Consider the following 14331-nt stretch of genomic DNA (forward strand, 5'->3'; position numbering starts at 1 on the left):
CGGTGAACGAATGGTACGGCATGGGTTACGCTGAAGGGAACGTTCTCGGAGGAGGTCTCTCATGACTCAGGCTCCCGCCGCTTATCAGGCGACACGCGGTTCGATACTCGACGTCGATCGGGCCTTCTATGCTCGCTTGACCGAGCCGAATGCCCGGGAGCGGGTCGATTCGCTGGTGGTGCCGATCCGCGACGGTCGTGCCTGGAAGGTACCGGCGGGGCATGTGGTGCGCTTCTCTACCCTGGAAGGCCCGCAGGTCGGCGACCTCAACCTGTGGCACCTGCACAATCCGCGTGAGCGCTTCTGGGCCTCGCGCACCCGCCAGTTGCAGCGTGCCCATGTCTCGACCTTCGACCGCCTGTGGTCGACGCTGCCCTACCTGCGGCCCATGGCGACGATCATCGACGATACCCTGGCCAGCTATGGCGTTGACGGCAGCGGCAGGGACGAGCAGGGCGGGCGCATACACGACCTGCTGGGCACCCGCTGCGACCCTTACGTCAATCGCCTGCTGACCGGGGAAGACTTCGATCACCACTGCCACTCCAATCTGGTACGTGCGGTATTGCCGCATGGCCTCACCGAATTCGACGTGCACGACGTGCTCAACGTCTTTCAGTGCACAGGGCTCAACGACGACGACCAGTACTTCATGAAGGCTTGCCCGGCAAGCGAAGGGGACTACCTGGAGCTGTTCGCCGAGATCGATCTGCTCTGCGCGCTGTCGTGCTGTCCGGGAGGGGATCTGTCGGTGGACCTCTGGGGACCCAATGCCAGCGACCCGCTGCTGACCTGCCACCCCATCGGTGTCGAAGTGTTCCGGCTGGATGCTGCGCTGCTGGAAGGCTGGCGGCCACCTGAGCCGTCACCCTATGCCGGTGGGCACGGGCTCAAGGGGCCTTCCATCGATTGGTCGGCCAAGAAGCGTGAGGCGGCACGGCAGGAAGCTGGGGGCGCACGGGGCAAGCCTAGGGGGTATCGGTGAGACTCCGGTCGCGGCCCGCCCGCTTGGCCTCGAGCAGTGCCTGATCGGCACGCTTCACGGTGACCTCATGGGGATCGCCGGGATGATGCTGACTCAACCCGGCGCTGACCGTCACCGAGATGGTCTGGTCTTCGCAGCGTATGCAGACCTCGGCGAGGCGTGAGCGCAATCGTTCCACGATGGTATGGGCTTCGCTGCGGTCGGTATCGACCAGCAGGAGCAGAAATTCCTCCCCGCCCCAACGCGCACAAAGGTCGTATTCCCGCAGGCTCTCACTCAACACCTGGGTCAGTGCCACCAGCACGCGGTCGCCCACGTCATGGCCGTGGCGGTCGTTGATCGCCTTGAAATGGTCGATATCCAGCAGGGCAAGGGTGAAGCGGCGCCGCGCTTCGACCAGTGACTCCAGGCGCTCGCCGATCAGGCGCCGATTGGGGAGCTCGGTCAGGGGGTCATGTGTCGAAGCCTGGTGCAAGGCTTGATTGCGCTCCTGGATGAGGGCCTGGTAGCCATCGGAAATGCGTGAAAGCTTGTGCTGTCGACGTAGCGTTCGCTCGTAGCGCTGCTGGGTCACCTGGCGGGCTTCTATGGCCAGCAGCTGATAACGATCGGAGATCTCGATCAGGCGCTGCATCTGCCCGCGCTGCTCGCAGTGATGGCGGTAGAGGCGCTGCAGGGCGTCATGGAGCGGGTGGCCGTCATGCTCGGAGGCCTCGAGCAGGGCAGCCACCTCCGCCAGCAGGGCATCGTCGTGACTATCCTTCATGACTCGTCTTTCGCAGGAGTGATGGCGAAAGGGTAGCTGCAATCCTCGCGAAACTCATCGGCAAGTTCGGCGATACGCTCGTTGCGTGCATCGTAGTGCCAGGTCACCGAGACCTGGCGGCCCGTTTCGAAGGCGTCTTCCAGCAGGTCGAAGATATCCATCATCGCCTTGACCGAGCTGGTGTTCAGGTAAACCAGTGCCAGCTCGAGGTGAAGCGGGCGCTGCTCGCTGTCCAGAAAGTGGCGTACCCAGCGAATGACGTTGTCGAAGAGTTCGTAGGAATTCTCCGGATAGGAATCGCCCTGCATGGCCAGAAGGCCGGCCTGCCAGTCGCTGCGTATGGTCGGCGTGGACTCGTTGCCGGCAATGTCGATATCGGAAATCATGGTCGTCATGGCAAAGGTCAGATCGTGGCTGTCAGGCTGAAGAAACTGCGCTGATTCGGCAGCGGCTGCAACACCGCTTGCAGCGGGCGGCTGGACTTGCGGGCCATGTCGAGCAGGCCGAGGCCGGCCCCAGCGTGAACGTTGGCTTCCCGAGGGCGGCGCAACTGCTGCTTGTAGGCCTGCTTGAGCGCCAGCTTGTCCAGCGGGGCCAATGCTTCGATGGCGGCAACCAGGCGCTCGCCGTCGGCCTGCTCGACCAGATTGCCTGCGCTGACCTGATAGTGCCCCTGTTCGCTGCGTGCCACGGCGACCGTGGCGGCCGCCAGCGTGTCATCGTAACCTTGGCGGCGGGCATAGTGGCGAATGTTCTGGGTCATCTCGATATAGACGGCGAAGACGTCCATGGCTGCCGAAGGGGCAGCCTGCTGGGTATCGAGGTAGTTGCGCAGCGCCTTGCCGATCTCTTCGATCAGGCTATGGGATATGGGGCCGTTGAAGCACAGCATGATGCGCTCATGCTCGTAGCGCTCCCTCATACTCAATAGATCCATGGCAAATCCTTGGCTCTGCTATGTGGACTCCCGACCGGGGCCCGGTTGGTGTGAATGCGCATGCTCGGAAGCATCCAGCGCCGAGCTGAATATCAGCAGGGTAATGTCGTCGCGTTGAGGGCGGTGGCCGCGGTAGTCGTTCAGTGCCCGTTCGAAAGCGGCGATCTGGGCGTCGAGTGGCGCCGTTGCCTGGGAGCGCACCAGCTCCTCGAAGCGGCTGTTGCCGAAGCCAAAGCCGTGTTCTCCGCCCGCCTGGTCGAGAAAACCGTCGCTACACAGATAGTACCGCCATCCGGGCCGTAGCGGTACGTGATGATTGCTGTATTGTAACGGGCGGCGGTGCCCGAGGGCACGCTTACCGCCCTTGAGACGCTCCAGCTGGCGACCGTCGCTGCCGTACAGGTCGAGCTTGGCACCGGCGTAGGTCAGGCGGCGACCTGCCGGGTCGACCCAGGCCAGGCCGACATCCATGTTGGTGGCGATCGAAGAGGGCAGCTGCGCTTCTGGCAGCAGCTCACGCGACTGGCGATCGATCTCGTTGAGCAAGGCGGCGGGGTCGTCGGCGCCGTGGTGGTTGATGGCGTTGTCGATGATGGCGCGCGTCAGCATGGTCATCAGCGCCCCCGGCACCCCGTGGCCGGCACAGTCGACGATGCCGATCAGATATCCCTCGGGCGTGGCACGGAAGAGGTAGAAGTCGCCGCCCACGGTATCGCGTGGCTTCCAGAGTACGGCGTGACACGGGGCCAGTCCTTCGTTGAGCTGCTCTTTCGGCAGGATGGCGCGCTGAATGATACTGGCATACTGGATCGAGTCGCCGAGCTGTTTGTGGGCAGCCGCCATTGCCGCATGTGCCGTTTCCAGTTCGTGAGTGCGCTCACGCACCTGGGTTTCGAGGTTGCGCGTATGATCTTCCACCTGTTGCGCCATGTGCGAGAAGGCCCGTGAGAGCGTGCCGATTTCGTCGCGGCGTTCGTTGGGGAGCCGCGAGGCATAATCGCCGTCGGCGATGGCGCGGGCCGACTGGGTCAGCCGTTGCAGCGGTTTGAGGACCAGGCGATTGGAGGCATAGCCGAAGGCTGCCACCAAGGTGGCCAGAATCAGTATCAGCGCCCCGACCAGCGGCCAGAACCAGCGCCCCTGGACGATGGGCGCTGTCAACATGTCCAGTGACGTCACCAGCAGCCATTGCAGTTCGGGAATGTAACCCACCGAGAGCAGCCTGGCTTCGCCATCGATGTCGGCGTGAAGTGTGCGAATGCTGCCGGGCCGACGCGCTGCCTGCTGCATTGCGCGCCTGAAGTCGTCGCGCTGCTCGGCATCGTCGAACAACGAGAGAATGTGCTGGTCGCTGTCAGTGTCGAAGGGGGTAACGTCCGTGCCGCTGCGCACGCTACTCCGGTCGGGGTGGACGCGGATCATGCCCCGCGGATCGACGATCATCGGCGTCACCCCAGGGGCCCGGGCGCGCAGGAAGTGCGTCAGAAATTCATCGAGGTCGAGGGCGCCGCCGGCCAGGCCGAGCAGTGCCCCTTCATCGCGCACCTTGACCTGGACCCAGAGCATGCTGCGCTCGAGGACAGGGTCGGCTCGGATGGCAATGGCGTAGGTAGACGTGCTCGCCATGGTGTCGAAATACCAGGCGTTGCGGATGCCATCGGGCGAGAGGCGATAGTCGGGGCTCGGTTCGGCATCGTGCCGGTCGGCAAAGTAGTAGTCGCCCGTGGCGTGGTCGATGAGGAAGTAGGCGTTGCTGCCGAACTGTTGACGAAAGCCTTCGGCCTCAGCGAAGAAGCGAGCCTGACGTTCGGGATCGTCCGGTTGGCGTAGCCACTCACGGGTCACGACCGAGTTGGCGAGGCGGCGTGACAGGGCCAGCTCGCGGGCGACCGGTGCGGAGATGCGATGCATCTGCAGCAAGGTGTACTGTTCGGCATAGGCCGTGGCGAAGTGGCGGCGCACCTCATCGACGGCTACCCAGCCAATGAGCAGGGCGGGTATCAGTGCCAGCAGACATGCCAGCAGCAAGGTGGCGACCGATTTGCCGCGCAGCCCAAGGTGTACTGCCATCGCGTTGGCTTCCCTGAGGGTGACCTCAGCCACCTTTAGTCGTTTCTATTGATTACCTTGCCTCAAAGCCTCCGTTGATACGACACTCCGCACTTCCACGCCCCCGGCGATGAGGCCCCGGCAGGGGAGCCTGCGGGGCCTCGAGGGGACTCGGCTCGCACGCGTCACTGGGCCGGGCGTGCCACCAGTGAGCGGGTCTCTTCGCGGGCCTCGACCAGCTCGACGCGGATGAGGTCACCGAGCTTGTAGCGTTCTTCGCCCTCGATCTGGATGCGGCCTTCCTTGTCGTCGACGACCACCTTGTCACGGTCGCTGTGCAGTAGCGGGGCCGGTACGAAGGCCGTGGCGCCATTGGCAACCAGGCGCACGCGCAGGCCGCCGCGGCTGATGCCGAAGATCTCGGCCTCGAAGGCCTGTTGCTCCTTGGCTGCCGGGGTCAGGTAGCGCACGTAGAGCCAGTCCTTGACGTCGCGCTCGGCCATGCGATTCAACCGGCGCCGTTCGGTGAGCTGCTCGGTCAGCGCCTGGGTGGCTTCCGCCGGGGCCTGCTCGCCCTTGAGCACGCGCTTGATCAGGCGATGGTTGACCATGTCGCCGTACTTGCGGATCGGCGAGGTCCAGGTGGCGTAGGCGGCCAGACCCAGGCCGAAGTGCGGGCCGGGGCGGGCGGACATGCTGGTGAAGCCCTGGAAACGGCGCAGGCGGGCGTCGAGCCAGGCGTCGTCGCGGCTCTCCAGCGCGCGCTTGAGCTCCTTGTAGCGCGGCAGCTCCGACAGCGCCTCGAGTTCGACCTCGATTTCCTGCGCGGTGAGGAATTCATGCGCAGCCTGGGTCTTTTCCGGATCGAAGGCGCGGTGCACGTTGAAGATGCCGTGGCCGACATGCTCCGCCAGATAGTGCGCGCAGCAGGCGTTGGCCGCGATCATCGACTCCTCGATCATGCGGTTGGCGATGCGGCGCTGCTCGATGCGGATGTCGAGGACGTTGCCCGCCGGGTCGAGATCGAACACGTAGTCGGGGCGGTCCTTGAATACCAACGCATGTTCGGTGCGCCAGGCGGCGCGCGCTTCGGTCATGTCGCGCAGCGCACGCAGCTGTTCGTCGATCCCCTCGGCCGGTGACCAGTCGCCCTGACCTTCCAGCCAGTCCGAGACCCGGTCGTAGACCAGTTTGGCCCGGGAGCGCAGGGTGGCGGCGAAGAAGCGGTAGTCGCCCAGGCTGCCATCGGCTTCCACGTCCAGCGTACAGGCCAGCACCGGGCGTTCCTCGCCCTCGCGTAGCGAACAGAGGTCGTCGGCGAGCTGCTCGGGCAGCATGGTGACGTTCTGGCCCGGCAGGTAGACGGTGAAGGCGCGGGTGCGCGCCTCCAGGTCAGCGGCATGCCCTTCCTCGACATAGGCGGTGGGGTCGGCGATGGCCACCGTCAGTCGCCAGCCGCCGCCCTCGCGGGTCACGATGCGCAGAGCATCGTCCATGTCGCGGGTCTTCTCGCTGTCGATGGTGAAGAAGGACTCGGCGGTAAGGTCCTCGCGCTCGAGGCCCTCGTCGCGGAGCGGCCAATCGTCGCCGGCGTCGGGACACTCCTGCTCCAGAGCGTGGCGCGCCAGGGTCACCCGCCACGGCACGGCGGGGTCGTCGGCCTTGGCCACCAGCTCATCGATCTGGGTAAAGAAGGCGCGGTCCTCGGGCTTGAGCGGATGGCGCACCAGCCGTGCCACGACCCAGTCGCCATCGCCGATGCTCGCCTCGTCGAGGCTGTTCTTGATGCGCGCCTTGAGCGCGGTCTTGATCGAGGGGTGGTCGGGCACCACCGCCAGGCGTCCCTCGCGCTTCTGCACCCGGGCGATGAAGCGGCTGAGGCCCGCCTCAACGAGGGTATCCGGTTCGACGGAGGTCTTGTCGCCATTTTCGTGGATCACGGCCTGGACGCGATCGCCGTGCAGCACCTGCTTCATGGCCGGGGGTGGCACAAAGTAGGACTGACCGTCGTCGGTCTCGAGGAAACCGAAGCCCTTCTCGGTGGCCTTGATCACGCCTTCGGCACGGGGCGTGGTCTCACGAATCTGTTGCTTGAGCTGGGCGAGCAGCGGGTTGTTCTGCAGCATGATCACGAACGTGTGGCGGGGTGGGAGGGCCACTATACGGATTCCTTGGGCCAGCGCCAAACGTTGCCATCATGGTATCGAAGAATCAGGGGGTTAACGGATCGCACAGGGCAGAACAATCGCCGTCATGCGCGTCAGGGTTAGACGAAAGTTGCGAGCAATTGGTATTTGATTGGTATTTAAGTGGGTCTATAGTGGACTGATATTGGTAAGGCCACGAGGTTCCCCATGGACACACGATTTCAGCAGTTACGGCTCGACCCCGCCGGGGCCACGCCGCTCTACCAGCAGCTTGCCCGCCAGTTGGAGCAGGCCATCGAAGCCGGAGCCTGGCAGGCCGGGGAGGCGCTTCCCTCGGAGCGCAGTCTGGCCGAAGCGCTTGTCGTATCGCGCATCACGGCACGCAAGGCACTGGATCGACTGGCAGAGCTGGGCCTCATCCGGCGTAGCCGCGGCTCGGGCACCTTCATCACGCCACGCCTCAATCAGTCCCTCACGCGGCTGGTGAGCTTTACCGAGATGCTCACCCAGCGCGGCTTCACGCCCAGTTCCCACTGGCTGTCGCGCAGCCTGGCAACGCCCAGTGCCGAAGAGAGCATGCGGCTGGGGCTGGGCGCCGACTCGCGCGTGGCACGGCTCCGGCGCCTGCGCCTGGCAGACGAGGTGGTGATGGCAGTGGAGGAGAGCTGCCTGCCCGCCGCGGTGCTGCCCGACCCGCTGGCGGTGGAGACATCGCTCTACGCCGTCATGGAGGCGGCCGGCAAGCCGATAGTCCGGGCCCTGCAACATGTCACGGCAATCAATGCCGATGACGAGCTGGCCGAGCTGGCCGAGGTGCCCAGTGGTCAGGCGCTGCTGAAGATCACCCGCCTGGGATATCTGGGTGACGGCACGGCGGCGGAGCTCACCGTCACCTATTGCCGTACCGATTACTACGACTTCATGGTCGAGCTGACCCGCTAGGAGGCGCCGGCATGCTTCATGGCAATATTCTGACCCCCGAGGGCTGGCGCCTGGGTGAAATCGAGTGGCAGGCGGGGCGCATCAGCCGCCTCTCGGGCGAGCCGGTCGACCCGCTGAAGAACGCGCAGCCGCGCATCCTGCCGGGCTTCATCGATCTGCACGTTCACGGCGGCGGCGGCGCCGACACCATGGAGGGGGGCGAGGCGCTGGCCACCCTGGCGCGTACCCACGTGCGCTTCGGTACCACTAGCTTGCTGGCCACGACCATGACCGCGCCGGAAGCCGAGATTCGCCGTGCGCTGGCGGATATCGATGCCTATATCAAGGCGCCTCTCGCCGACGCCTCGCGTGTCCTCGGCGTGCACCTGGAAGGCCCCTACATCAATCCCGGCAAGCTCGGCGCCCAGCCTCCGCATGCACGCCCCGGGGAGATTGCCGAGGTGGATGCACTGTGCGAGCTGGCACCGATCCGGCTGGTGACCCTGGCGCCGGAGCTGTGCGGCCACGGCGAGCTGATCCGGCACCTGACGGCTCGCGGCGTCCGCGTGCAGCTGGGCCACACCCTGGGCAGCTACGAGGAAGGTGTCGCCGCCCTTGGCCATGGTGCCTGCGGCTTCACTCATCTGTTCAACGCCATGACCGGTTTGCACCATCGCAAGCCGGGAATGGTAGGGGCGGCCCTGGCCCATGCCGACTATGCCGAACTGATTCCCGATCTGCAGCACGTGCACCCCGGTGCCATTCGCGCCGCCTTGCGCTGTATTCCACATCTCTATGCGGTCACTGATTCCACGGCCGCCGCCGGCATGCCGGACGGCGATTACCGCCTAGGCGAGCAGACCGTGACCAAGTGCCTGGGTGGCGTACGCCTGGCCGACGGCACCCTGGCCGGCAGCACCCTGACCATGGATCAGGCGCTGCGCAACCTGGTCCAGCTCGGCCTGTCGCTGGCCGATGCCTCCGACCGGCTGTCGCGCTTCCCCGCCGACTTCCTCGGCCTGGCAGATCACGGTCGGCTGACGGAAGGTGCCGTCGCCGACCTGGTGTTGCTGGATGTCGATCTCAACCTGCAGGCGGTGGTGGTCGAGGGCCGCATCATCGAAGGAGAACGCTGATGTCCCTGATGCTCGACGAAGCACGCAATGCGCCCGAGCGCATCCGCGGTCAGCTGCCGCGCAATGCCGACGCCCTGGCCGAGCTCGGCGAACACCTGCGACGCGAACCGCCGGCTGCGGCAGTCACGGTGGCGCGGGGCAGCTCCGACCACGCGGCCAGCTATTTCGCCTACCTGTGCATGAAGAGCCGGGGGATCCCCGTGGCCTCGCTGCCGCTGTCGCTCACCACCTTGGCCCGGGCGCCATGGCGGCTCGAAGGACAGCTGGCGCTGGCCGTCTCGCAGTCGGGGCAAAGTCCCGATCTGGTCGCTACCCAGCGCGCCCTCGGCGAGGCCGGGGCGTATACGCTGGCGATGGTCAACACGCCTGAGTCTCCGCTGGGGGCGGTCAGCGACAGCGAAGTGCCGCTCTATGCCGGTGACGAACGTAGCGTGGCCGCGACCAAGAGTTACCTGGCGACGCTGACCGCCGCGGCCCAACTGCTGGGCCATTGGAACCGGGACCGTGAGCTGCTGGCCGCCCTGGATGACTTGCCGGCGCGCCTGAGCCGTGCCGTGGAGCAGGACTGGGCGACGGCAGTGGAGGCGCTGACGGGCAGCGATCGTTTGCTGGTGATCGGTCGTGGTGCCGGCCTGGCCGTGGCCCAGGAGGCGGCGCTCAAGTTCAAGGAAACCTGTGCCATCCAGGCCGAGGCCTTCAGCGGGGCCGAGGTTCGCCATGGGCCCATGGCGCTGATCGGTCCGGGCTACCCGGTGCTGGTCTTCGCTCCGCCGGGCCCCGAACAGGCGGGGCTGCTGGAGCTGGCCGAATGGCTCGAGAGCATTGGCGCACGGGTGCTGCTGGCGGCGGACAAGCGCGTGGCCAGGCGACGGCTGACCCTGGTCGACGCCGGCCACGACGCGCTGCAGCCGCTCTCGGTGATCCAGAGCTTCTACGTGATGGCAGCCGACCTGGCCGTGGCGCGGGGCAGCGACCCCGACCGTCCCCGACATCTCAACAAGGTGACCTGCACCCTGTGACGACGACAGCGGGCGTAAACGCGCTGGCTGCCCCAATAACAATGAGTGGAGAACTTCATGAGCGCCTCTCCCTTGATCCTGCACGCGCCCGTCGATGGCGTCGTGGTCCCCCTCGGCGAAATACCGGACCCGGTGTTCGCCGACGGTGTCCTGGGCGATGGCATCGCCCTCGATCCTCTCGATGAGTGTCTCTACGCCCCCTGTGACGGCGAGGTGGTCCAGTGCGCACGGACCCGCCACGCGGTGACCCTCAAGACGCAAGCGGGCGTGGAGCTGCTGCTCCACCTGGGCCTCGACACCGTCGAGCTGGGTGGCGAGGGCATCGAGCTGCTGGTTGCAGTAGGCGACCGGGTGTCAACCGGCGCCCCGCTGTGCCGCTTCGACGCCGACCGTATTGCGCAACGGGCCAGCTCCTTGATCACGCCGCTGATCGTGACGGCCGCCGACGGTTGGCGACTGGCAAAGCCCAGCCTCGCTGGCGGTGCCCGTGTCGTGCGCGGTGAGCCCTTGCTCGAGCTGGCGCAAGAGGTGAGTACCGTTGCGGTAACGGTGCAGCGTGACGCGACAGGCCCCACGGCAACCCGGCGCCTCACCCTGGCCCTGCGTGCCGGCCTGCATGCGCGACCGGCGGCAAGGCTGCGAGATATTGCCCGACGCCACGCTGTCAGCATGACGGTGGAGCACGGCGGCGGCGCAGCCGAGGCCGACAGCATCAGTACACTACTCAACCTGGGGATCGTCGAGGGAGATGCGCTGAACGTGACGGCCCGAGGCGAGCGGGCCGAAGCCGCCCTGGAGGCGGTCGAGACGCTACTGACCACCCTAGAGGCCGACGACCATACCGTGCCGAGCCAGACCGTGGCTGACGACGGGCCTTTGGGTGAAGGGGAGCTGGTGGGCCTGGTGGCCGGCCCCGGGCTGGCGGTGGGACCGTTGGTCGCCTATTGCCCACCGCTGCCCAGGGTACCGCGAGAAGGAGAGGGCGAGGCGACGGAGTGGCCGCAGTTGCAACAGGCTCTGAGCCGGGCGGGGGAGGCCCTGGCACAGGCCGAGGCTCAGGCCGCTCGGCAAGGTCATCACGGCGAGGCGGAGATCTTCGGCGCCCATCGGGCCTGGCTCGAGGATCCTGCGCTGACCGAGGCTGCGCTCGCTGCGATACGCGCAGGACGCAGCGCCGGCCAGGCCTGGCGCGAGGCGCTCGATGACGAGGCCGAGCGGCTCGCCGGGAGTGGCAATTCACTGCTTTCGGGCCGCATCGCCGACCTGCGCGACTTGCAGCAGCGCGTCATGGCGCTGCTTGCCGAGCCTGGGCAACAAGACGAGGCGGCAGTGCCGGAGGGGGCCATCGTCGTGGCCGACGAGCTGACGCCGTCGCAGTTGGTGGCGCTGGCCAAGTGTCGCCTCGCCGGTCTCTGCCTGGCGCGTAGCGGCACCACGGCGCACGTGGCGATTCTCGCCCGGGCTCGGGGGATCCCCTGCCTGGTATCGATGGGCGCCGCGCTGGATCGGGCCCGCAGCGAGCGCGCGGTGCTCGATGGCGAGCGAGGACGCCTCGAGGTGTCGCCGTCTGCGGCTCGCCTGGCCGAGGTGGAGGCCTCTCTCGCAGCCCGGCGGCATCAGGTGGAGGAGGAGCGGCGGGCCGCCCACCTGCCGGCGGTCACTCTTGACGCGCGTCGGGTCGAGGTGTGTGCCAACGTGGGCTCGCCGGCCGAGGCCGAGATGGCGGCGCAAGCCGGTGCCGATGGCATCGGCCTGCTGCGCAGCGAATTCCTCTTTCTCGAGCGCTCCGCGGCTCCCGGCGAGGACGACCAAGCCCACGAGTACCAGGCCAGCATGCGCGCCCTGGGCGGCAAGCCGGTCATCGTCCGCACCCTCGACATCGGCGCCGACAAGCAGCTGCCGTACCTGCCGCTGCCCGCGGTCGCCAACCCGGCGCTGGGGGTGCGCGGCGTGCGCCTCTGGCAGCGCTTGCCACAGCTGTTGGAAACCCAGCTCAGGGCGCTGCTGCGGGTCGAGCCGCTCGGATCGCTGCGCATTATGCTGCCGATGGTGAGCGAGGTGTCCGAGCTGGTGGCCGTGCGCCGGCACCTCGATAGTGTGGCGCAGGAACTCGGTCTGACCGTCCGGCCCCAGCTGGGCGTGATGGTGGAGGTGCCGAGTGCCGCCCTGTGCGCAGCCAGCCTGGCCGAGGAAGCGGACTTCCTCTCCATCGGCACCAACGACCTGACCCAGTACACCCTGGCCATGGATCGCGAGGATCCGGACCTGGCGGCGCGGGCAGACGTGCTGCACCCCGCGGTGCTCAAACTGGTCCAGGTCACCGTTGAAGGCGCTGCCGGGCGCTGTCCGGTCGGCGTCTGTGGCGCTGCCGCCGGCGATCCTCTGGCGTCGCTGGTACTGGTTGCCCTGGGCGTCGACGAGCTTTCCGTCGAGCCCGCCCGAGTACCTGCCGTCAAGGCGGCCGTTCGGCGACTCGATGCCGGCCGCCTGGCAGCGGAGCTGCCGGCCCTGCTGGGCCTGGCGGATGCCGCGGCCGTGCGCGCCCGCCTGACGAGCTGGCAGACAGCGCAGCAAGACACCACAACAACGATCACCGAGAGGTTACCGTCATGAAGACGACCGACATGGGTGCCTGGACCATGGCCGGGCTGCAGAAGCTCGGACGCTCCCTCATGTTGCCCATCGCCGTGCTGCCGATCGCCGGTTTGCTGCTGCGCATGGGCCAGCCGGACCTGCTGGACATCGCCTTCGTCGCCAGCGCCGGCGAAGCCATCTTCGCCAATCTGGCGCTGATCTTCGCCATCGGCCTGGCGATCGGCTTTGCCGACGACAGCAACGGTGCCGCTGGGCTGGCCGGCGTGGTCGGCTATCTGGTGCTCGATGCGGTGCTGACCTCGCTCAACCCGGATATCGACATGGGGGTGCTGTCCGGCATCATCATTGGCAGCGTGGCGGGGCTGCTGTACAACCGCTACAAGGCGATACGCTTGCCCGACTACCTGGCGTTCTTCGGCGGTCGGCGTTTCGTGCCCATCGCCACGGGGCTGGCGGCGGTCGTGTTGGGGGTCGTCTTCGGTTTTATCTGGCCTCCGGTACAGCAGGGTATCGATGCGCTCGGACAATGGTTGATCGATGCCGGCGAGCTGGGCCTGTTCGTCTATGGAGCGCTCAACCGTCTGCTGATCGTGACCGGCCTGCATCATGTGCTCAACAGCCTGGTGTGGTTCGTCTTCGGCAGCTTCGAGTCGGCCTCCGGCACGCTGGCCAGCGGCGACCTCAACCGTTTCTTTGCCGGCGACCCGACGGCAGGAAGCTTCATGGCCGGTTTCTTCCCGGTGATGATGTTCGGCCTGCCGGCGGCTGCCCTGGCCATGTACCATGCCGCGCCCAAGGGGCGGCGTGCCCAGGTGGGCGGCCTGTTGCTGTCGCTGGCGCTTACTGCGTTCCTGACCGGGGTGACGGAGCCCATCGAATTCACCTTCATGTTCCTGGCGCCGCTGCTCTATCTCATGCATGCGCTGCTCACCGGCATCTCGATGGCGCTGATGCACTGGCTCGACGTCAAGTTGGGCTTCACCTTCTCGGCGGGCGCCTTCGATTTCGCTCTCTCCTATGGCCTGTCCAACAACGGCTGGATGCTGTTGCCGGTGGGGTTAGCCTACTTCGGCATCTATTACGGCGCTTTCCGCTGGGCCATTGCTCGCTTCCACCTGACCACGCCGGGTCGCGAGCCCGAGACGACAGCGCCCGCCGCCGGCGACGCCTCCGCGTCCAGCGAGCACGGCCCCGCCTTCGTCACCGCCCTCGGCGGGGCGGGCAACCTGAGCAGCATCGGTGCCTGTACCACCCGCCTGCGCCTGGTGCTGGAGGATCCGGACGCCATCGACGAGGAGGCGCTCAAGCGTCTGGGCGCGCGTGGGGTAATGCGGCTTCGCGGCGGAGGCCTACAGGTCATCCTGGGGCCCATCGCCGATGGCGTTGCCGACGAGATTCGCGCGGCGACGGCCCAGGAGGGCGGGGTTGCGGTCGCACACAAGGCCAATAAAGGAGAGCCATCGAAGCCTGCCGAAGCAGCGGCTGCACCGCTGTCGCGCGAAGAGACCGCCCGCTGGTTGGCCGCCCTGGGCGGTGAGGCCAACCTGCGTGGGTTCGGGGCCCAGGCACGGACTCGCCTGCGCGTCGAACTCGCCGACGGCAAGCATCTCGATGAGGCATTGCTCGAGCGACTCGGGTGCCAGGGCACCCAGGCCCTGGGAGGCAATGTCTGGCATCTGGTGGTCGGTCCCAAGGCCGCTGCCGTGGCCAGCGCGCTGGAGAATCGCCCTGGACTTGCCTGATGTTGCCTGGCTCTCTTTGGGCAGCGGCAGGCAT

General features: G+C 66.8%; 11 protein-coding genes. 6 read left to right on the forward strand and 5 right to left on the reverse strand.

The annotated features are described in order from the left end of the window. Positions 1 to 61: 61 nt before the first annotated feature. Positions 62 to 985: an urea carboxylase-associated family protein gene (locus HNO53_RS07225; RefSeq protein WP_209477400.1), complete on the forward strand. Its 924-nt coding sequence runs from the start codon at positions 62 to 64 to the stop codon at positions 983 to 985. Here the strand turns inward: HNO53_RS07225 and siaD are convergent. From siaD to HNO53_RS07250, 5 genes are all read right to left on the reverse strand, one after another. Further along, positions 969 to 1751: a biofilm regulation diguanylate cyclase SiaD gene (gene siaD, locus HNO53_RS07230; RefSeq protein ID WP_209477402.1), complete on the reverse strand. Its 783-nt coding sequence runs from the start codon at positions 1749 to 1751 to the stop codon at positions 969 to 971. The two genes, HNO53_RS07225 and siaD, sit on opposite strands and share 17 nt — an antisense overlap. Next, positions 1748 to 2146, reverse strand: a complete 399-nt coding sequence (gene siaC, locus HNO53_RS07235; RefSeq protein WP_275951361.1) for a biofilm regulation phosphoprotein SiaC — start codon at positions 2144 to 2146, stop codon at positions 1748 to 1750. The genes siaD and siaC overlap by 4 nt, the downstream gene beginning before the upstream one ends. An 8-nt stretch (positions 2147 to 2154) precedes the next feature. Further along, on the reverse strand, positions 2155 to 2688 hold the full coding sequence (gene siaB, locus HNO53_RS07240) for a biofilm regulation protein kinase SiaB (RefSeq protein WP_209477404.1): 534 nt from the start codon (positions 2686 to 2688) through the stop codon (positions 2155 to 2157). 18 nt (positions 2689 to 2706) lie between these two features. Continuing rightward, positions 2707 to 4758, reverse strand: a complete 2052-nt coding sequence (siaA, locus tag HNO53_RS07245) for a biofilm regulation protein phosphatase SiaA (protein ID WP_209477406.1) — start codon at positions 4756 to 4758, stop codon at positions 2707 to 2709. Positions 4759 to 4922: 164 nt separating this feature from the next. After that, on the reverse strand, positions 4923 to 6863 hold the full coding sequence (locus HNO53_RS07250; RefSeq protein ID WP_209478559.1) for an exoribonuclease II: 1941 nt from the start codon (positions 6861 to 6863) through the stop codon (positions 4923 to 4925). A 228-nt stretch (positions 6864 to 7091) separates the two neighbouring features. On the opposite strand from HNO53_RS07250, the gene HNO53_RS07255 reads away from it, so the two are divergent. From HNO53_RS07255 to nagE, 5 genes are read left to right on the forward strand one after another with little or no spacing between them, the layout of a single operon-like run. Next, on the forward strand, positions 7092 to 7826 hold the full coding sequence (locus HNO53_RS07255) for a GntR family transcriptional regulator (protein ID WP_209477407.1): 735 nt from the start codon (positions 7092 to 7094) through the stop codon (positions 7824 to 7826). An 11-nt stretch (positions 7827 to 7837) separates the two neighbouring features. Continuing rightward, positions 7838 to 8941, forward strand: coding sequence for an N-acetylglucosamine-6-phosphate deacetylase (gene nagA / locus HNO53_RS07260; RefSeq protein WP_209477409.1), 1104 nt, complete (start codon positions 7838 to 7840; stop codon positions 8939 to 8941). Continuing rightward, entirely contained in the window at positions 8941 to 9960 is a 1020-nt protein-coding gene (locus HNO53_RS07265; RefSeq protein WP_209477411.1) for an SIS domain-containing protein, read from the forward strand. Before nagA ends, HNO53_RS07265 begins: the two co-directional genes overlap by 1 nt. Positions 9961 to 10017: 57 nt before the next feature. After that, positions 10018 to 12573, forward strand: a complete 2556-nt coding sequence (gene ptsP, locus HNO53_RS07270; RefSeq protein ID WP_209477413.1) for a phosphoenolpyruvate--protein phosphotransferase — start codon at positions 10018 to 10020, stop codon at positions 12571 to 12573. Then, positions 12570 to 14297 (forward strand): N-acetylglucosamine-specific PTS transporter subunit IIBC, encoded by a 1728-nt coding sequence (gene nagE / locus HNO53_RS07275; RefSeq protein ID WP_209477415.1) that lies wholly within the window; start codon positions 12570 to 12572, stop codon positions 14295 to 14297. Before ptsP ends, nagE begins: the two co-directional genes overlap by 4 nt. Positions 14298 to 14331: the final 34 nt, after the last annotated feature.

The sequence above is a fragment of the Billgrantia antri genome, assembly GCF_017868935.1.
In the GTDB taxonomy this organism is placed as follows: Bacteria; Pseudomonadota; Gammaproteobacteria; order Pseudomonadales; family Halomonadaceae; genus Halomonas; species Halomonas antri.